The 19,292-nt window shown below is 38.4% G+C and carries 15 protein-coding genes; 12 read left to right on the top strand and 3 right to left on the bottom strand.

The genetic code is table 11. The features are described from left to right. Nucleotides 1–106: 106 nt before the first annotated feature. Together BIV60_RS17375 and BIV60_RS17370 are read left to right on the top strand one after the other, a co-directional pair. Complete coding sequence (locus tag BIV60_RS17375; protein WP_071356966.1) at nt 107–436, top strand: DUF3870 domain-containing protein; 330 nt, start codon at nt 107–109, stop codon at nt 434–436. A gap of 110 nt (nt 437–546) precedes the next feature. Further along, nucleotides 547–1,674, top strand: a complete 1,128-nt coding sequence (locus BIV60_RS17370) for an HAD family hydrolase (protein WP_071356965.1) — start codon at nt 547–549, stop codon at nt 1,672–1,674. A gap of 38 nt (nt 1,675–1,712) precedes the next feature. Here the strand turns inward: BIV60_RS17370 and serA are convergent, their stop codons facing one another. Then, nucleotides 1,713–3,356 carry a phosphoglycerate dehydrogenase gene (gene serA, locus BIV60_RS17365; protein ID WP_071356964.1) on the bottom strand — a complete coding sequence of 548 codons (1,644 nt, stop codon included), beginning with the start codon at nt 3,354–3,356 and terminating at the stop codon, nt 1,713–1,715. 540 nt (nt 3,357–3,896) lie between these two features. On the opposite strand from serA, the gene BIV60_RS17360 reads away from it, so the two are divergent. Both BIV60_RS17360 and thrB read left to right on the top strand, forming a co-directional pair. After that, the gene (locus BIV60_RS17360; protein ID WP_071356963.1) at nt 3,897–5,186 is read left to right on the top strand and encodes a homoserine dehydrogenase; all 1,290 of its coding nucleotides are present in this window, start codon (nt 3,897–3,899) and stop codon (nt 5,184–5,186) included. 23 nt (nt 5,187–5,209) lie between these two features. Beyond that, entirely contained in the window at nt 5,210–6,124 is a 915-nt protein-coding gene (gene thrB, locus BIV60_RS17355; protein ID WP_071356962.1) for a homoserine kinase, read from the top strand. A gap of 21 nt (nt 6,125–6,145) precedes the next feature. Here thrB and BIV60_RS17350 read toward each other — a convergent pair whose 3' ends face one another. Both BIV60_RS17350 and BIV60_RS29790 read right to left on the bottom strand, forming a co-directional pair. Further along, nucleotides 6,146–8,671, bottom strand: a complete 2,526-nt coding sequence (locus tag BIV60_RS17350; protein ID WP_071356961.1) for a bifunctional diguanylate cyclase/phosphodiesterase — start codon at nt 8,669–8,671, stop codon at nt 6,146–6,148. A 214-nt stretch (nt 8,672–8,885) separates the two neighbouring features. After that, nucleotides 8,886–9,029 (bottom strand): hypothetical protein, encoded by a 144-nt coding sequence (locus BIV60_RS29790; RefSeq protein ID WP_177177329.1) that lies wholly within the window; start codon nt 9,027–9,029, stop codon nt 8,886–8,888. A gap of 177 nt (nt 9,030–9,206) precedes the next feature. Here BIV60_RS29790 and BIV60_RS17345 point away from each other — a divergent pair, with 177 nt between their 5' ends. The 8 genes from BIV60_RS17345 to gcvPA all read left to right on the top strand — a co-directional run bounded on the left by BIV60_RS17345 (nt 9,207) and on the right by gcvPA (nt 19,273). Continuing rightward, nucleotides 9,207–10,925, top strand: coding sequence for a sensor histidine kinase (locus BIV60_RS17345; protein WP_071356960.1), 1,719 nt, complete (start codon nt 9,207–9,209; stop codon nt 10,923–10,925). Next, a complete protein-coding gene (locus tag BIV60_RS17340) occupies nt 10,918–12,063 on the top strand; it encodes a response regulator transcription factor (protein ID WP_071356959.1) in 1,146 nt (381 codons plus the stop codon). Before BIV60_RS17345 ends, BIV60_RS17340 begins: the two co-directional genes overlap by 8 nt. Nucleotides 12,064–12,208: 145 nt before the next feature. Beyond that, nucleotides 12,209–13,474, top strand: a complete 1,266-nt coding sequence (locus BIV60_RS17335) for a sugar ABC transporter substrate-binding protein (RefSeq protein ID WP_071356958.1) — start codon at nt 12,209–12,211, stop codon at nt 13,472–13,474. Between the two features lie 53 nt (nt 13,475–13,527). Next, entirely contained in the window at nt 13,528–14,436 is a 909-nt protein-coding gene (locus BIV60_RS17330; protein ID WP_256218447.1) for a carbohydrate ABC transporter permease, read from the top strand. 34 nt (nt 14,437–14,470) lie between these two features. Then, nucleotides 14,471–15,301: a carbohydrate ABC transporter permease gene (locus BIV60_RS17325; protein WP_071356956.1), complete on the top strand. Its 831-nt coding sequence runs from the start codon at nt 14,471–14,473 to the stop codon at nt 15,299–15,301. Between the two features lie 31 nt (nt 15,302–15,332). Beyond that, nucleotides 15,333–17,012, top strand: a complete 1,680-nt coding sequence (locus tag BIV60_RS17320; RefSeq protein ID WP_071356955.1) for an amylo-alpha-1,6-glucosidase — start codon at nt 15,333–15,335, stop codon at nt 17,010–17,012. Between the two features lie 38 nt (nt 17,013–17,050). Beyond that, entirely contained in the window at nt 17,051–17,830 is a 780-nt protein-coding gene (locus tag BIV60_RS17315) for an SDR family NAD(P)-dependent oxidoreductase (RefSeq protein WP_071356954.1), read from the top strand. A 54-nt stretch (nt 17,831–17,884) separates the two neighbouring features. After that, nucleotides 17,885–19,273 (top strand): aminomethyl-transferring glycine dehydrogenase subunit GcvPA, encoded by a 1,389-nt coding sequence (gene gcvPA, locus BIV60_RS17310; RefSeq protein WP_071356953.1) that lies wholly within the window; start codon nt 17,885–17,887, stop codon nt 19,271–19,273. Nucleotides 19,274–19,292: the final 19 nt, after the last annotated feature.

Here is a 19,292-nt window from a genome sequence, read left to right as displayed (position 1 = left end):
GAAAAAAGCAGTTCATTTTTTCCCTCGAGGGGCTAGGCGCTGGAGCTGGACATTTCTCAAAGCAATTTATAAATTCTTATACTAAGATAAAGAGATGGGTGAAATTATGGCAAGCTTAAAAACTTATTTTTTAGCAGGGCACTCCCGTTTGCCTCAAGGGATGGCAGCACAAAATGTCTTTGAATCTTTAACAATCACGGTGGAAATTGATAAAAAGTACGGAGTGATAATCGAATCCTCTTGTACACTTGCAACAGAACATGGCAGGCACTATGTCCAGCAAATATTGAAGGGGCATAGCTTACAAGATGGGATTGATGAGATTGTTGAGAGTCTAAAAAATGATTATCGCGGAAAAGCGGCAAATGCATTAATTGCAGCTATGAAGGATTTATATAATCAATATATTAGTTATGAAAACTCATCCCATGTTTAATAAGGAAAACCGTGCTGCTTAATTTTTAAACCCACGGTTTTTTACTTTAAAAAGGATGGTCTGCTGTGGTACGATAAAGGATAAAAGCGCAGGAGGAAGAGGGACGGTAAATGGTAAAAACGATTCTTTTTGATGTTGATGGGGTACTATTAAGTGAAGAACATTATTTTGATGCCTCGGGACTTACAGTTTGGGAGATGTTATTCAGCAAAAATTATTTGGCTTTAGCTCCTAAAGTTTTTAAAATAAACTACACAGAATCTGAGATTAAAGATATCCGTGCAAAAGTATTTGAGAATGATCAAGTGTTAAAACTACAAAAATCACGTGGTCTGAATGCAAACTGGGATATGATTTATTTAACTTTTTGCTGTCAGCTCATTCATCTGTTTGATCAAATTAAGGATAAGGAACATGAAAAAATCAATCAGTGGCTCCAAGCACCAATTTCAAGGGAAACTTTAGTAGAAATGGGGCAGATTTTAAGCCGATATAATGTTCAAATGAATTTTGATAAATTTGTTGAAGAGTTTGAACGAACCAATGCTTTTAAACAAGAGCTTTTAAGTTACCTTAATGTTTTGGCCAAAGAGAAGCTTGGGATTGAAACCTCGATTTTTGATAAAGATCGGACTCTTTGGTCTGTTTGTGAACATGTATCACAAGAATGGTACGTAGGGGACGAGAATGTTTTCGAATCAACGGGCAGACCATCCGTTCAGTTAGGTAAAGAAGGTTTCTTAGCCAATGAAACAACGTTAGCTCCAAAAGAGGAAATTGCTGAGCTTTTCCATTTTCTTAAAAATTCCGGCTATAAGATTGGAATTGGGACTGGACGTCCGGCATTGGAAACACTATTGCCTTTTAAACATTTAAATTGGCTGCAAGTATTTAATCAAAAGCATATTGTCACAGCCGATGAAGTATTAATAGCGGAGAGAGAGTTCCCTCAAGAAGGATCCCTATCGAAGCCGCATCCATATACTTATATATTGGCCGAGCAGGGGAAAGGAGCTTCTTTAGCAGATTATTTAAATACACCGCTTCCACTTGAAAATGGCGAAGAGATTTTAGTCGTTGGAGATTCGTTAGCAGATCTTTTAGCAGCAAGAACGCTTGGCTGCAAATTTGCTGCCGTTTTAACCGGTCTATCCGGAAAAGATGCCAGAAGTGAATTTGAAAAACATGAAGCCGACTATATCTTGGATTCAGTGCTGGATATAAAGAATATATTGTAACAAATAGGGATGGCAGCGATGGCCATCCCTTTCTATTCTTATAGAAAACTTTCCACATTCTGCGCTTCTACCTGCCCCGGTTCAGATGGGACGAAATTCTCCAATTCTAGTAATTGTACTTCTTCTATGCCGACAGTCAGGTTTAATGCTTGCAGAACATTTGAGTTCAATGTTTTATCAAGAGTTAGGACCATGACGGCTTCGCCTCCGACTGCCGCTCTGCCAACCTGCATGGTACCGATATTGATTTCATAGTCGCCGAGAAGCGAACCTACTTTACCAATCATGCCTGGTACATCTTTATGTTTAATATATAATAGATGCTCCTCAGGCTTTACATCTATCCGATATTGGTTAATCTTTACAATTCGTGCTCCATATCCGCTTAGGACTGTTGCACCTATTTTAGCAGATTCATCGCCTTGCGAAATGGTCAGCTCCATATAATTAGCAAACCCTTTATTGGTAGCATTTTTTTGCACATTATAGGAAACTCCTTGTTCCTTTAAAAGGTGAAGGGCGTTGATGAGATTGACGGAATCACTTAAATGACGGGAAAGTATTCCTTTTATCATGATTCGATTTAATAATTCTGTGTCCTCCTCAATTAGGTTCCCGTAGTAATTAATTTCAATTTTAGCGGGAGCTTTTTTTAACAATTGTACGACAAGCTGGCCAATTTGGTCGCCTAGCACTATATATGGCTGCAGTTTAGCCTGTGTTTCTCCTGACATTTGCGGCATGTTTACAGCATGATGGACGGACTGCGATTCAAAAATCTCAATAATTTCAGCGCTGACCTCATGCGCAACCTTTTCCTGTGCTTCTACCGTAGAAGCTCCTAAATGTGGTGTCACGATAATATTTGGATTTTGCAGTAATTCAGGATCTGCCACTGGTTCTTTTTCAAAAACATCCAGTGCTGCTCCCGCCACATGACCGGATTGAATTGCTCGAACCAATGCTTTCTCATCGATAATTCCACCACGGGCACAGTTGACTAAGCGGACACCTTTTTTGGTTTTCTGTAAATACTCTTCATTGACTAGTCCTTTGGTATCGTTCGTCAGTGGTGTATGGATGGTAATAAAATCTGATTCCTTGGCAATTAGGTCAAGACTTGCTTTTGTAACTCCCAGCTTTTTTGCCCTTTCTTCCGTTAAATAAGGATCAAATCCCAGGATATTCATTCCAAAGCCTTTTGCCCGTTTTGCCACTTCGGCTCCGATTTTCCCCATGCCGATAACGCCAAGAGTTTTCTTATACAATTCAATCCCTTTAAATGAGTTACGATCCCATTCACCAGAAGATGTTTTCTGGTGCGCCTGAGGAATGTTTCTTGCTAATGAAAGCATCATGGCCAAGGTATGTTCGGTAGCTGCAATTGTATTTGCACCCGGTGCATTAATGACAATAATTCCTTTGCGAGTGGCGGCATTCACATCGATATTATCCACCCCGACACCGGCCCTGGCAATAACCCGAAGTTGATTTGCTTCCTGCAACAGCTCCCCAGTGACCTTTGTTTGACTGCGAACAATCAGGGCATCATAAGCACCGATAATCTTTTTTAAATCTTCTGTTGGTAGTGTTGGCTTTCGATCTACGATAAAATTTGGATGATCAAATAATGCCTTTAAGCCAGTATCGCTGATTCCATCTGTTACTAATACCTTATACATCTTTAAATCATTCCTCCTTGGCTTCTATTCATGTTATATTTAAAATAAAAAATCCCCCATAACAGACAGTTGTGTCGTGTTATGAGGGACGTGATCAACCGTGGTGCCACCCTCTTTTGCCGCATAAACTTTTTGCAGTCTCAACATTTTAACGGTTTTTACCGGGCTGGCCTACAAAATATATTTCGGCGTGCCAGTTCAGAAGTGCTAGGTAGGTTAAGAAAGGCCACCGGTTCACAGCGGCCACCGGCTCTCTGAATCCCCTTATTAATACCGTCTTCATCATCACTATTTTGTGTGAATTTAATGAATATTCTAAATGGTGCGTTTGAAGTTGTAAAGGGCTAAAAAAACTATTTTTTTGAGCAATTTTTATAAATTTTTTTCTGAATAATGAAATTCCTTATGTGATAAGGAAGTAAGCGATTATAAAATGATATAAACAAAACACAACTATTGTAAAAAGATTTAGAGAATTATATAATGTCTACTATAGAGAAACATTTGTGCATTTAGGGTGGACTTTTAGGAGGGAAAATAATGAAAGCTATTTCTATTGGATTATTAGGATTAGGAACTGTGGGATCTGGCGTTGTAAAAATCATCAAAAATCATCAAGATAAATTAATGCATCAAGTTGGATGCCCAGTTGAAATTAAAAAAATACTTGTACATGACTTACATAAAACGAGGCCTGCTGAAATAAATCCGCAACTTCTAACAAATAACCCTGACGATATTCTTCAAGATCCGGAAATCGATGTGGTGATTGAAGTTATGGGGGGAGTAGGGAAAACGAAGGAATATTTACAAAGTGCACTACAAAGTGGCAAGCATGTGGTCACAGCAAATAAGGACTTAATGGCTCTTCACGGGTCCGAACTATTAAAGCTTGCATCGGAAAATGGCTGCGACTTGTTTTATGAAGCAAGTGTTGCAGGGGGAATCCCGATTTTAAGAGGTTTGGTTGACGGGCTTGCATCCGATCGGATTACTCAATTAATGGGGATTGTAAATGGTACAACGAATTTTATTTTAACGAAAATGAGCTCGGAAGGTCTTGCTTATGAAGAGGTCTTAAAGGAAGCTCAAGCGCTTGGTTTTGCGGAAGCAGATCCAACTTCGGATGTAGAAGGATTAGATGCTGCTCGTAAAATGACCATCCTTGCTACTTTGGGATTCTCCATGCATATTGACCTTGAGGATGTAAAAGTCAGCGGGATTACCCAAATTACTGAAGAAGATTTACGATACGGCAAGCAGATGGGTTATACGATGAAGTTGATTGGGGATGCTCATCGCGAGGGTGAAAAAGTAGAAGTAAGTGTTCAGCCTACATTTTTATCTAATGATCATCCTCTTGCTTCAGTACAAAATGAATATAATGCGGTTTATGTTTATGGAGAGGCTGTCGGTGAGACGATGTTCTATGGCCCAGGGGCCGGAAGCCTGCCAACAGCTACAGCAGTTGTTTCCGATTTAGTAGGTGTGATTAAAAACTTGAGACTTGGTGTCAATGGAAGAAGTGCGGTAGCACCGCAATATCCAAAACGCTTAAAGGATGACTCGGAAAAGTATTCGAAATACTTCTTGCGTATTCATGTGCAAGATGAGGTCGGTGTTTTTGCAGACATTACTTCCATCTTTGCAAAATATGGAGTCAGCTTTGAAAAAATTCTGCAAATGCCGGTTACTAAAAATGAAACCGCAGAAATTGTTTTGGTTACACATCAGGCATCGTTAACCAATATTGAGGATATTTTAGTAGAATTAAAAGACTTGTCTGCAGTGAAGGAAGTTAAAAGTTCATACAGAGTGGTTAGAAAATAGAGATAAAAAGGAGTTGTCTGTGGATGACCCTGGATAACCGTGTCATAATCAAAGTTCCAGCAAGTTCTGCCAATCTTGGTCCAGGATTTGATTCAATTGGAATAGCTGTCGATTTATATTTAACTTTAGAAGTGGAAAAGAGTAATCATTGGGAGTTTATTGCGCAAACAGCGGAATTAAGCCAATTTCCAAACAATGAGGAAAATTTCATTTGCCAAGTGGCCCTCGAGATTGCAACAAAATACGGAAAGACCCTGACACCTTGTAAGGTGAAAATAAATAGTGAGATTCCATTAGCCCGTGGACTTGGATCAAGTGCATCGGCGATTGTTGCAGCGATTGAATTAGCTGATTTTGTTGGAAATCTTGGGTTGGGAGCCCATGAGAAGCTATTGCTTGCAACTGAATTGGAGGGGCATCCTGATAATGTTGGAGCTTCGTTATATGGGGGATTAGTAGTGGGATGTTATCAGAAAAACGAAGTGGATCTAGTGTCCCTGCCAAATCTGGCGTTTGAAATGATTGCTGTTATTCCCAATGAAGAATTGTTAACGAAGGATTCGCGAGGAGTTTTGCCGGAAGTACTTCCGTATTCTGAAGCAATTCAAGCCTCTGCTACCGCAAACTTATTAGTTGGCGCACTTCTTAGTCAAAATTGGGAGCTCGCAGGAAAAATGATGGAGTCCGATTTATTCCATCAGCCGTACCGAAAACCGCTTATTCCTTTTTATTCAGAAATTGAGGAAGCAGCCAAAGCGAATGGTGCATTTGGAGTAGCTCTAAGCGGTGCAGGCCCGACAATGCTTTGCTTTGCAGAAAAGGGAAAGGGCACCAAGGCCGCTGAAGCGTTGCAAGAAACTTTTTCAACCATGTCCGTAAAACTGTTAAACATCGATGAGACAGGCAGCAATATTTATAAATTAGAATGTGCAAAATAAAAAGGCAGCCGAGGCTGCCTTTTATTTACTTAAAAACGCTTCAAACGCGTCATGACTTAATGGCTTACTAAACAAATATCCCTGCATCTGTACACAATTTTTTGCTATTAAAAATTCTTTTTGATACTCCGTTTCGACCCCTTCGGCAATTACATCCAGCTGAAGTCCGCGGGCCATATTAATAATCGCTTCCGGAATTTCTGTATTAGCTAGATTCTCACTAATGTTTTGAATAAAGGATTTATCAATTTTTAAGGTGTTAATCGGCAAGTTTTTCAAATAACTTAGCGATGAGTACCCTGTCCCAAAATCATCAATGGAAATGGAAATCCCCATGTCCTGCAGTGATTGAAGGGATTGTACAAGTTCCGTTGAATTATTAAGTAGAATACTCTCGGTAATTTCTATCTCAAAATTCTTTGAATCTAATTTACTTTCCTGCAAAATATTCTTCACCTGTTTAACCATATTGGAAGGCTCCTGAAATTGCCTAGCAGAGAAATTGACAGAAATGTTTAATGACCGCTGGAACTTTGAATTCCATTCACTTACCTGTTGACAAGCCTTCTTCATGACTAATTCCCATAGTGGCTGAATTAATCCCGTATCCTCTGCAATCGGGATAAAAACCTCTGGTGAGACAAAGCCCAATTCCTCATCTGTCCATCTTAATAATGCTTCTGCACCGTAAATTGTGTTCGTTTGAACATTCATTTTTGGCTGATAATGAACTGCTATTTTTTGATTCTCGATTGCTTTTCTTAGTCGTGACTCAAATCTTGGACGTTCCTGACTTATTTTGCTAATATGTTCGTTAAAAACAATGAACCGATTGCCGCCCATTTTTTTCGCAGAGTACATTGCCATATCTGCATAGATAATTAATGTATCCAGATTATGGGTGTGCTTTGGATACATACTGATTCCACAGCTGGCACCGAGGTAAAGTTCAGTTCCAGCAATGGAGTATGGTTTTTTCAACGTATTAATGATTTTTTCTGCAGCTGCGGTAGTTGCATCCACGTCCAAATTTTTCATTAAAATGATAAATTCATCGCCGCCTTGTCTTGTAATAAGATGATTATTCTCCAACAGGCACCTTTGGATCCGATTTGCCACGATTTTCAGTAATTCATCCCCTTTGTTATGTCCAAAGGAATCATTAACATGTTTAAACCGATCCAAATCGATAAATAAAACCGATACGGTTTCGTGTTTTTCATTCGCTTCATCAATAATGGGTTTTAGCTGCTCCTGAAAGTATCTGCGATTGGTCAAACCTGTCAGCGGGTCATGATGGGCTTGATATTCAATTAATTTTTTACTTTGATTTAAATCATTGACATAATGTAGTAAATGGTTCGATAAAGCATTCACATTTTCGGTGAGCAATCCCAGTTCGTCTTTGCGATTTAAATGTAATTTTTTCCCGAAGTTACCTAAAGCAATTTCATTGACCTGTTCGACAATATATCCAATTGGTTTTGTAATGGAACGGGAAAAAATAAAACTAATGATTAATACGAGAATCATAATCACAATGGAAAGAAGAATGTGAACTTTTAACTCATGTAACAGTTCATTTTGGATTAGACCGTAATCATAAACAAGACAAATTACATAGGGTTGATCATTTCTGATGTTTACAGGAACAAAGGTTTTCATCACATTCTTGTCTTTAAGCGTGCCATGATAATACTGGACTTTATTGGTTTGTATCGCTTTTTTAACAAATTTGGCATCTACCTTAATATTCGGATACTTATCATAGGTACCATACCATTTAGGCTCTGCAGAAATCCGCGTATAGCTATTGCCGTTTAAATGAACCACTTCTTCTTTTTGACCAAAGTTTTTCGGATTCAAAACTGACATTTCCAGGATACCTGGTTCCTTTGTAAAGTTCTCGATTATTTTCCCTGGACCAAAACGTTCCTCATATTCCAGAACCGTACTATCACGAAAGTAAGGGTCAATAATATAATTGGTTGTGCCATCATAATAATAGCCCCATTTATCTATATGGTCGGGATTGGAGGAGGCTTTTTCCATTGGTCCGGACCAGTAATAAGGAAGAGCCAGCCCTTTTTTTACAGTAACGGGTTTTAATGCAAAAAGCTGAAGGTAGGCATCATACCAGTAGCCCCAGCCTTTTGTCCCCATATTCAATTCTTTTGGGTCTGAGGATCGGACACCGACAACGTCATCTTTCGTTTTGGCTAAAAGCGTGATATGGGAAACTCTTAATTCCCTTGCAAGTTTTTCTAGCTGTTCATTTGTTACGTCCTGGTATCTTGGCGGAAGTGCTTTTTTTATCGCAATCGAAGCAATCCGTAACTCTCTTGCAAGGATGTCTTCAACATATTCTGAGCCTTGTTTTGTATTTTCTACCTGAACCGAAACTTCTTTTGTAATCATGGCAATTTCTTTTTTATTATAGTCAAGCAATTGATTTTTCGACCGAATATAATGAAAGGCATTATTCGCGACTAAAATGATAAAAACGATTATACAAAAAATTAATGGAAGTTTCTTTTTAATTGACAATGAAATACACTCCAATTTCCCACTTCAAGGTTATACATTCCCTTTATTCCTGTTGTTTGCATGGTTACATTCTTATTTGTTAACTAAAGATACCATAATTGGAAGATAAAAAGAACGAGGAAAAATTGGAGATGAAAGTATGTAGATAAAAGGGGTCAGGGAGTTTTTAGGTCCAAAATAGAAATCAGCAGCCGGAGGGGCTGCTGAATAAAATTCATTCTTTTAATCCATGTAACCATTCTTGGTAGCATTCGCCGCAGAGTGTTTCGTCTCTTTCCTTGTTGGAAGATATAAAAGTAACATGATGGAACTGATTATTTTCGATCTCATTCGTGCAGTAAAAGCATTGTTCACTCATAAAATATCCACCTCTTTAATTTTGAATGAATATAGTTTTTACCTATTTTCTTTTTTCTTACGATGAAAATTTCACCAGGTTTTTCCTTTAGCTTCAATTTTAAAAGTTCTCTCAATTCCCAATATTTTTGATATGATAGATTATGGCAGAAAACTCTTTCTTTGAATGGTGGGAGAAATGAACAATTTTTTTAAAAATATAGCAGCAGGAATAAAATTTCTTTTTTATCGTAATATCCGCACAAAAATGGTTGTGTTTTTTCTTATGGTGGCGCTTATTCCATTAGCTCTCTTTGGTCTGCTTTCCTATGAAAAGTCTTCGACGATTGTCAACAAACAATATAATGATTATGAGCGTTTTGCTGTTTCACAATTAGATAAACAAATTGAAAATACAATTCAACAAATGTATGTAGTTTCAAAGGATATCAATAACTATCTTTCTGATCCAACTTTAATCATTTTAAAAGAAGAAATACCAAAGACGTATTCGGCCTTTATTGAAAACAAAAATTTTGAACGGTATTTGGAAGCACATAAAACCTATAATACAAAGGGGATTTATCTAATAACAAATTCAGGCTACTATTATGGAAATGACCGTCTGAATGTTCATCAACTCTTTCTGAAGCCTTTTTGGAAAGAAATTAATAACTTAAATGAGGGTCAGCTATGGATTGGCTTCTATAATGCAGACCATTATTATACAGGGAATAAAAAAGAAAAATTAATGGGAATGGTTTTGCCAATTGAAAGCCAGTTCGGTGTTTTAAAAGGCAGTAAGCTTTTAATTGAAACGAATGCTGAGGAATTGCTTTCGTATATTACGTTCTTAGAAAAATCATTACATTCTTCGATTACTCTAAAAAATGGTAATCATCAGATTGTCTATAAAACCAAAAATGCACCAGGGGATTTACCAACAGATATTGTATATAAAAACCATATCGAGACGTATGGGTGGGATATTAATGTCCGGATTCCGCAAAAGTATTTTTACAAATCTTCAAATGTCATTTATCGTTACAGCATTTTAGCTATAATATTTTCAATCATTCTGGCCTGCATTTTAGCAGTCTTATTTTCTGTTCCAATGTCAAAACGGATCAAAAGTCTTAAAACCTCCATGGAAAGGGTAAGTAAAGGGGATTTAAATACACAAATAGCAATTACTTCAGATGATGAATTAGCGGTTTTAGGGAGAAGCTTTAATGACATGGTTAATCAAATTAAAGGATTAATTGATCAAATTAGCTTAACAGAGCGTTTAAAAAGACAAGCCGAGTTAAAGGCATTCCATTATCAAATTAACCCGCATCTATTATTTAACACGTTAAACTCAATCCAGTGGAAGGCAAGACTTTTAGGGGCGAAGGAAGTTCAAGCAATGATTTACCATTTAACAGAGGTCCTCCATGAGAACTTAAATTTTTCTGATGAGTTAATCCCATTGCAAAAAGAACTACAGACCATTCAGCATTATTTAAAGGTACAGGAGGTCCGGTACGGCCATACATTTGATTACATTGAAGAAGTACAGGATGAATGTTTAGACTGCTTAATTCCAAGAATGACTCTTCAGCCATTATTTGAAAATATCTTTTTTCATGCTTTTGAAGATGGACAAGGGAGAATTGAACTGAAAGTGGCGGAAAAACATGAATATATTGAACTTACATTAGAAGATGACGGAAAAGGAATGGATAAGGAAACCATTAGGAAACTTCTTGACCCGAAACAACATGATGTAAGAGGAAAAGGAATCGGCGTTTATAATGTCGACCAACGTATAAAGCTCCATTTTGGTATTGAGTATGGTTTAACAATCGAATCTATTATCGGGGTTAAGACAATCTTTAGAATGAGATGGCCCAAAAGGAGAAACACAAATGATTAAGGTAATGATTGTTGACGATGAATTAATTGTTCGAAAAGGATTAATCGCAACTGTTGATTGGGGAAAATATCAAATGACGGTGATTGCGGATGCCCCCAACGGGCAAAAGGCCTGGGAAATATTCGAGGAACATTGTCCCGAAATTGTCATCACAGATATTGTCATGCCGGAAATGAACGGTATCGAACTTGCGAGAAAAATTAAACAATCTTCTCCTGAAACAAAAATATTATTGTTAAGCTGTCATCGAGACTTTACATATGCCCAGGAGGGGATGAATATAGGTGCCTCAGGGTATATTTTGAAAACAGCTTTCCAGGATCAGCAATTTGAAGAATATCTTAAGCGATTCGAGGGTGAACTCAATTCAATTAACCGTCAGCAAAATAGCTTTGACTCCTCTTCATTGGCAAAGGAATTCTATGAGTGGTTATGTGATTTTGATAACTCGTTTCCAACGATTTTAGAAGAGTTGTTTTCAAAAGATTGGAAATGGATGCAGCAGCCCTATTTTATTTATTTATTAAATCATTTAAAAAGCTTTGAGTTTTTACTTGCCAAGCTATCATCTGAAGATAAACTATTTGCAAAAATTCCTTGCGGTCAGGATCAGGCGTTTATTTTTATTCCGGAAAAGTCACAGCCGCAATTTGAGCGAATACTCGTCGAAGCCAGAGGGATTGAGCCAACTGTTCGATGGAAGGTAAATGGTCCAAATCAAGGAAAAAAAGAGTGGATGAATGGTGTTTCATCGCTATACAGACAGCTAAAATTTGAAAAACAATTTAACTATTCCATGGAAAATTGGCCATTACCGATTCAAAAGGCTGTCGAAAAGATTATTTTGCAATTGGATGAACCTATTTCTTCTACAGATATTGCGCTTGAGGTTGGCCTAAGCCGCAGCCATTTTAGTACTATGTTTAAAAAAGCTGTAGGTGAAAGTTTTATCGCCTTTACGGAAAGAATAAAAGTACAGGCGGCTTGTAATCTTCTTGAAAATACATCGCTGACATCACAGGAAATCAGCGAAAAAATAGGGATTCAGGATGGAAAATACTTCAGTAAATGGTTTAAAAAATGTATAGGGATCACACCATCCGATTATCGACAAAACAAAAAGGTGAATATCAGCTAACAAAATCGCTAATCATTCTGTATTTTGTAAAACTTCAAACAATATTACAAATAGAATAAGATGAATTTAAGTTTTAGACCGCTTTCATACAGGTTACAATGAAAGCGGTTTCTGTTATTTATAAGGATAAAAAGGGGGAATTGAAATGAAGAAATTGATGGTTACTTTTTTAGCATTCCTTTTACTTTTTGCAATGGCTGCATGTTCCAACAGTAAATCAAGCAGTACGGGAGATGCAAATGGGAAAGATAGCAGCGGAAAAACGATCCTTCGTTTTGCTACATGGGATTCAGGAGAAGAATTAAAAATCCAAGAAATGGTTGCGAAAAAATTTGAAGAAAAAAACCCGGATGTAAAGGTTCAAGTAGAAGCTTACGGAGATGGGTTTGATCAGAAGCTGGCTGCAGCGTTTGGGGCAAAAAACCCTCCGGATGTTATGTATATGTGGAATTTTCCTGCTTACTTTCAATCGTTGGAACCGCTTGATCATTTAATTAAAAATGATTCGGAAATGGACATGAATGATTTTTATCAGGGGTTATTTAACTACTCCAGTATGTATGGAAAAGTGTATGGGATGCCAGCAGGTTTCACGACAAGGGTTGTTTATTACAACAAGGATTTATTTGATGCAGCAAAAATCCCTTATCCGAAAGATGGCTGGACATGGGATGACTTTAAAAATATTGCAAAGAAATTATCTGACCCATCCAAGAAACAGTATGGATTCGGAGTAAGACCTGAGCCGGATACGTATGATTTACAAGGTTTTGTTTGGAGCAATGGTTCAAGTTTTATTAGTAATGATGGAAAGAAAATTGAGGGATACATGAATAGTCCAGAGACAATCCAATCACTAACAATGTTTGCAGATATGGTAAAGGATAGAAGTGCTGTCCTTGTTGGAGGGAAAAATCAACAAAGCGGTGATGATATATTCAAGGCAGGTAAGCTTGCCATGTGGGAAAGCGGTATTTGGCCATTGGAAGGCTTTAAGGAAGCGAAGGTGAATTTCGGTACAGTCGAAATGCCGTCATTTGGTGCAAAACCTGTAAAAGGTGTTATTGCTTCTTCAGCAGTTTCAATCGCAAAAGATTCTAAACATAAGGATTTAGCTTGGAAGTTTGTGAAATTCTATTCATCACCAGAAGCGATTAAAATGAGAACCTCTGATTTACCTGTTCGGATTAGTGTAGTAAAAGAAATGAAAACGGACCAAGACCCAATCATTAAGCCGTTTTATAAAATGCTTGAACGATCAAATGATACTCCTGCTTTTTTACTAAATAAAAATTGGGATGAAATCAATCGAAACCTATCAGCTGCTATTAATGCAATCATGCTTGGACAAGACGGTAAACAGTTATTGAATGAGGCTGTGAAGGATTCAGAGAAGTATATTGGACAGTAAAAACTAAAAAGAGGTGTTTTTTGTTGAAACCCGTTTATACCTCATCCGCACCTATTGTAAAAATCAAAAAACAAACGAAACGGTGGGACAAGATTGTCCCCCTTCTCTTTATTGCACCATGGATTATTGGATTTTTAGCTTTTACGTTAGGTCCATTGCTATATTCGTTGTTTATTAGTTTCTTTGATTGGCCAATAATCGGCGAACATAAGTTTATTGGATTTGATAATTATAAGACCATGTTTACCGACGATCCATTATTTTGGGAGTCCTTATGGGTGACAGTTAAATTTGCTTGTTTATTTGTTCCGCTTAATCTCGTGACGGCACTCTTTTTGGCCATTTTATTGAATCAGAAGATAAAAGGACATTCCATATTTCGAACCATTTTCTATTTACCAACTGTAATCTCAGGAGTTGCCCTTGCGATGATTTGGGCCTGGGTTTATAACGGCGAATATGGAATCCTGAATTATTTTTTATCTCTGGTGGGGGTACAAGGACCGGATTGGTTAAACAATCCCCATTCGGCATTGATAGCGATGGTCATTGCCAGCCTATGGGGGCAAGGGACCATGATGCTGATTTTCCTGGCTGGATTGAAAGCTATTCCAAATGATTTGTATGAGGCAGCTTCCATTGATGGGGCCAATAAAATTCAACAGTTTTTCAAAATTACGATTCCAATGTTAACACCGACGATTTTATTTAATTTAATCACAACGATTATCAGCGCTTTTCAACAATTAACCCTTGCGCTCGTTTTGACTGGTGGGGGCCCGCTAAGGTCTACGTATTTCTATGCTATGTACGTTTATGAAAATGCGTTTAAGTATTTTAAAATGGGTTATTCCTCTGCTAATGCGTGGTTCATGTTTATCATTGTCTTAATTTTAACTCTATTAGTCTTTAAATCATCATCAGCCTGGGTTTATTACGAAGGGGAAGTTAAAAATAAATAACCGTATATAGGATACCAGGGTAGGGGAGTGCTTCATGAAAACAAAAAGAAGAATTGAGAAAACAACTGTTTATATATTACTGATCTTTTTTTCACTTCTGTTTTTGGCACCTTTTTTCTGGATGCTGACGACTTCATTGAAATCACAGCAGGAGCTATACCAATTTCCACCTAAATGGATTCCGTCCAAATTTGAGTGGGGAAACTTTAAAGAAGCTTGGATGTCACAGCCATTTAATCAGTTTTTTATGAATACGGTCACCGTAACCGTCATGTCGACGATTGGGCAGCTGATTTCGTCCTCACTGGTTGCCTATGGCTTTGCCCGTTTTAAATTTAAAGGGAGAGACTTTTTGTTTATTGTCCTGCTTGCTTCGATGATGATTCCATGGGAGGTAACGATGATTCCTCAATATATGGAATTTAATTTCCTCGGCTGGATTAATACACTTAAGCCACTGTTTGTACCTTCGTGGTTTGGAGCACCCTTTTATATTTTTCTAATGAGGCAATTTATTATGTCCATCCCAAAAGAGCTCGATGAGGCGGCACGTATGGATGGTGCGAATCCATTTCAAATTTTCTATAAAATTTACTTGCCGTTAATGAAGCCTTCGCTGATTTTGGTTGCAGTGTTTAATATTTTAACCTGCTGGAACGATTATCTGGGACCGCTTATTTTCTTAAATGATCAAAGTAAATATACGTTAACCCTTGGCTTGGCGCAATTTAAAGGAATGTTTGGAGTGGATATGGAGAGCATTATGGCGGTTACCTTCTTGATCAGTCTGCCGCCGCTTATCTTATTCTTCTTTGCTCAGCGCTATATTGTAGAGGATAACTCCAGGTCCGGAGTTAAAGGATAAAGGAAATTTAAGTACAAGAGGAGGTGGTTAGATGTTTGATATTAAAAAGGTTCCTTTCAGCCGTTACGGTTCCTATATGGTCATTTCGCCAATACATGGAATAGATGAAAATCATTTGTATTTGAGGAACGTCCGAAATGGTGACAACGATTTAGGAGAGGTTTTTCGGATTGAGGTTCTTGCAAATAATCAGGTGGTGCCTTATAGGCCGGTATTAAATCCAACTGTTCTTCGGCTCGAAGCGGATAAGGGATTCGCTGACTTTATTATGAGTGAAGAAAAGGTTTTACAAATTAGAAGTCAAGGGGTAGGTATTCGCCTAACCGGTATAACCGGTGCTTATGATTATGCCGTCCCTGCTAACGATAACCGTTTTGAGGTTAATCATTCAAAACAGGAAATTCGTTATATGCTGACACCCATTAAAGGGGAGCTCTTGATGGATGCGCCGTTTCAAGAACAGCGCTGTCTAAAGATTGTGGCTGATTTTTTACCAGATCCAGTGTCTTTGAAGATGGAATGTGCGATTGAAGAATTTTTTACAATATGGCACGAGCGGCAATATATGGAGTTTTCAAAAGCTCAAGAACTGGTTAGGTTGGAATTTCAAAACTGGCTCAACCACTCACTGGAATGTGAATCCAGATGGATTAATGGGAGAACACTCGCTAGTTATATCACATGGTCATGTGTTGTTCAGCCGGAAGGGCTTTTAACAAGGCCGGCCATGTATATGTCAAAGAATTGGATGACAAACATTTGGAGCTGGGATCATTGCTTTAATGCTTTAGCTTTATCGAAAAAACAACCCCAATTAGCTTGGGACCAATTCATGACTTTTTTCGAACATCAGGATGAGACGGGCATGCTTCCAGATTTTCTAAACAACCGTTTTGCTTTATGGAACTTTACCAAACCCCCGATCCATGGCTGGACATTAAAACAGCTAATGGAAAACCGCGAGTTTGTGACAAGAGAAAGATTGCAGGAAGTATATGAACCTTTATGTAAATGGACGGAATGGTGGTTCGAATATAGAGATGACGATCAGGATGGAATTCCGCAATATAATCATGGCAATGACAGCGGTTGGGATAATAGTACGATTTTCCACCAAGGAACACCGGTTGAAAGCCCTGATTTATCTTCCTTCCTGATTTTACAAATAGAGGTACTCTCTGAGATTGCGGATGAATTAGGGAAGAAAGACGAGGCTTTTGAGTGGGCTGCGAAGTCAAAGGATTTACTTAACCGCTTGATTAGCCATTTTTGGAAACAGGATCGATTTACCGCAGTAAAGTCAGGAAACCACTCCAGCATTGAGTCTGAAAGCCTGGTACTTTATATACCTATTATTCTTGGAAAACGTCTTCCTGAATCAATCCGCAAAGTTTTGGCAGGAGGACTTGTAAACGAATTTTTAACCCAGTTTGGATTAGCTACAGAAAAACCAACGAGCCCATATTTCCGGGAGGATGGCTATTGGCGGGGGCCAATTTGGGCACCGACCACCTTGTTACTTTATCAAGGATTGGAAGAGTCAGGGGAGACAGAAATAGCGCAGGAAGTGGCACAAAGGTTTTGCAGCATGGCTAACCAATCTGGGATGGCGGAAAATTACCATGCGTTAACAGGAGAAAGTCTGAGAGATCCGGCTTTTACTTGGACTTCTAGTGTTTTCCTTTTATTAGCTCATGCATTAATGAAATAAAAAGGCTTGGATTTATTGAAATATAGGAGGTTTTACGTATGTTAACTCAAGATTATTTTGGATTAGAAAACAAGGTATGTGTTGTAACGGGAGGAGCATCAGGGATTGGACTCGCTGCTGCTACTTTATTAGCAGAAGTAGGGGCAAGGGTAATTCTTTTAGACATTAATGAAGAAAACGGTCAGAAAGCGGCGGGTGAATTAAGAAGCAAAGAATATCAGGCTGAGTTTGTTCGATGCAATGTAACAAATGCAAAGGATTGTGAAGCGGTAAGAGATCATCTTAAAGCAAATTATGGACGAATTGATGTTCTTTTTAATAATGCAGGTGTGATAAGAAGAAAGACAGTAGTTGATTTGGAAGAGTCCGATTGGGATATAGTGTTAGACGTCTCCTTAAAAGGGGTTTATCTTCTATCAAAATATTTAATTCCATTAATGTCTTCAAGCGGAGGCGGCAGCATCATTAATACCGGATCAGGCTGGGGGATTAAAGGCGGAGATCTGGCGGCAGCCTACTGCGCAGCGAAGGCCGGGGTAGTAAATTTAACAAAAGCAATGGCAATTGACCATGGTCCGCAAAACATTCGTGTAAATTGTATCTGCCCGGGTGATACAGATACACCATTATTAAGGGACGAAGCCAAGCAATTAAACTTAAAAGAAGATGCCTTCCTTGTATCATCTGCAAAAGGACGGCCATTGGAAAGACTGGGTACACCAAGAGATATTGCAAAAGGAGTGCTGTTCCTTGCAAGCGATCTATCTTCTTGGGTGTCAGGAACTGCTTTAATTGTAGATGGCGGTGGCTTGGCTTGATTTTTTGGAAAAATCAAAATTTAGGTTTTTTAAGATAATAAGGAGGTAAGGGTTATGTCACAAAAAGTTCATCCGTATATACCAAATATGGTTCCTGAAGTACAAGCTGAGATGTTACAGGTAATTGGAGTCGACTCCATCATGGAATTATACTCCTGTATTCCAGAGGAACTTAAACTGAAAGAGGATTTAAAGCTGCCGTCTGCATTAACAGAATACGAATTGCGGCGGCATATTGAAGGAATTCTTAATAAAAACATCAGCACAAAAGAATATTTAAATTTCTTAGGGGCCGGCTGTTGGCAGCATTTCGTTCCAGCTGTATGTGATGAAATCAATCAACGCTCTGAATTTTTGACTGCATATGCAGGTGAGCCTTATGAGGATCATGGACGCTTCCAAGCTCTTTTTGAGTATCAGAGTTTAGTAGCCGAAATAGTGGATATGGATGTCGTCAATGTTCCTACCTTTGATTGGGGGCAGGCGGCAGCTACATCGATTCGAATGGCTGCACGGATTACCGGAAGGAAAAAGGTGTTATTAGCTAAAACAGTTGCACCGGAACGTAGCAAAATTATCATCAATTACGGAACACCAGAATTAGAATTTGAATTTGTACAATTTGATTTAAAGTCAGGGGCATTGGACCTATCAGATTTACAAGCAAAGTTAACAGATGACGTTGCCGCTCTTTATTTTGAAAATCCATCCTATCTTGGATTTATTGAAGTACAAGGGACGGAAATTTCTACTCTATTAAAAGAAAACCAGAGTTTAATGGTTGTTGGGGTTGATCCCATTTCACTTGGTGTTCTTGCACCGCCGAGTCATTACGGTGCGGATATTGTTTGCGGAGACTTACAGCCTTTGGGCATGCATATGAATTACAGCGGCGGGCAGGCCGGCTTCATTGCTACCCATAATGATGTGAACTTCGTGAATGAATATCCATCCCGCTTATTTGGAATTGTTCCAACAATTAAAGAGGGGGAATATGGTTTTGGCGATGTGGCATATGATAGAACCTCTTTTGCCTTAAGAGAAAAAGGGAAGGAATCGGTCGGAACGCAGACAGCCCTATGGGGAATCACAGCAGGTGTCTATCTTGCATTGCTTGGTCCTGATGGTATGCAGGAAGTGGGTCAAACCATCATGCAAAACAGTCAATATGCGGTGCAGCAATTAAATCAAATTCCGGGTGTTTCAGGATCGCGCTTAGATTCACCATTTTTCAAAGAATTTATTGTGGACTTTAATCAAACGGGCATCACTGTAGCAGAGATTAATCAAAGGTTAGTAGAACGGAAAATTTTTGGCGGGAAGGATCTTTCAAAAGAGTTTCCCGAGTTTGGCCAATCAGCTTTATTCTGTGTAACGGAAATCCATACGAAAGAAGATATTGATGATCTTGTTCAAACCCTAAAGGATATTTTATCAAAATAATTTAAAAAGAGAGGAGATT

It is taken from the genome of Bacillus sp. MUM 116, from assembly GCF_001866655.1.
In the GTDB taxonomy this organism is placed as follows: domain Bacteria; phylum Bacillota; class Bacilli; order Bacillales; family Cytobacillaceae; genus Neobacillus.
Note: the sequence above shows the minus strand (reverse complement) of the source record. Positions and strands in the feature narration are given on the sequence as shown.

Excerpts from the sequence above, each read along its gene's own strand:
- BIV60_RS17375 (WP_071356966.1), top strand. The coding sequence starts at position 107 with ATGGCAAGCTTAAAAACTTATTTTTTAGCAGGGCACTCCCGTTTGCCT.
- BIV60_RS17370 (WP_071356965.1), top strand. The coding sequence starts at position 547 with ATGGTAAAAACGATTCTTTTTGATGTTGATGGGGTACTATTAAGTGAA.
- serA (WP_071356964.1), bottom strand. The coding sequence starts at position 3,356 with ATGTATAAGGTATTAGTAACAGATGGAATCAGCGATACTGGCTTAAAG.
- BIV60_RS17360 (WP_071356963.1), top strand. The coding sequence starts at position 3,897 with ATGAAAGCTATTTCTATTGGATTATTAGGATTAGGAACTGTGGGATCT.
- thrB (WP_071356962.1), top strand. The coding sequence starts at position 5,210 with ATGACCCTGGATAACCGTGTCATAATCAAAGTTCCAGCAAGTTCTGCC.
- BIV60_RS29790 (WP_177177329.1), bottom strand. The coding sequence starts at position 9,029 with ATGAGTGAACAATGCTTTTACTGCACGAATGAGATCGAAAATAATCAG.
- BIV60_RS17345 (WP_071356960.1), top strand. The coding sequence starts at position 9,207 with ATGAACAATTTTTTTAAAAATATAGCAGCAGGAATAAAATTTCTTTTT.
- BIV60_RS17340 (WP_071356959.1), top strand. The coding sequence starts at position 10,918 with ATGATTAAGGTAATGATTGTTGACGATGAATTAATTGTTCGAAAAGGA.
- BIV60_RS17335 (WP_071356958.1), top strand. The coding sequence starts at position 12,209 with ATGAAGAAATTGATGGTTACTTTTTTAGCATTCCTTTTACTTTTTGCA.
- BIV60_RS17325 (WP_071356956.1), top strand. The coding sequence starts at position 14,471 with ATGAAAACAAAAAGAAGAATTGAGAAAACAACTGTTTATATATTACTG.
- BIV60_RS17320 (WP_071356955.1), top strand. The coding sequence starts at position 15,333 with ATGTTTGATATTAAAAAGGTTCCTTTCAGCCGTTACGGTTCCTATATG.
- BIV60_RS17315 (WP_071356954.1), top strand. The coding sequence starts at position 17,051 with ATGTTAACTCAAGATTATTTTGGATTAGAAAACAAGGTATGTGTTGTA.
- gcvPA (WP_071356953.1), top strand. The coding sequence starts at position 17,885 with ATGTCACAAAAAGTTCATCCGTATATACCAAATATGGTTCCTGAAGTA.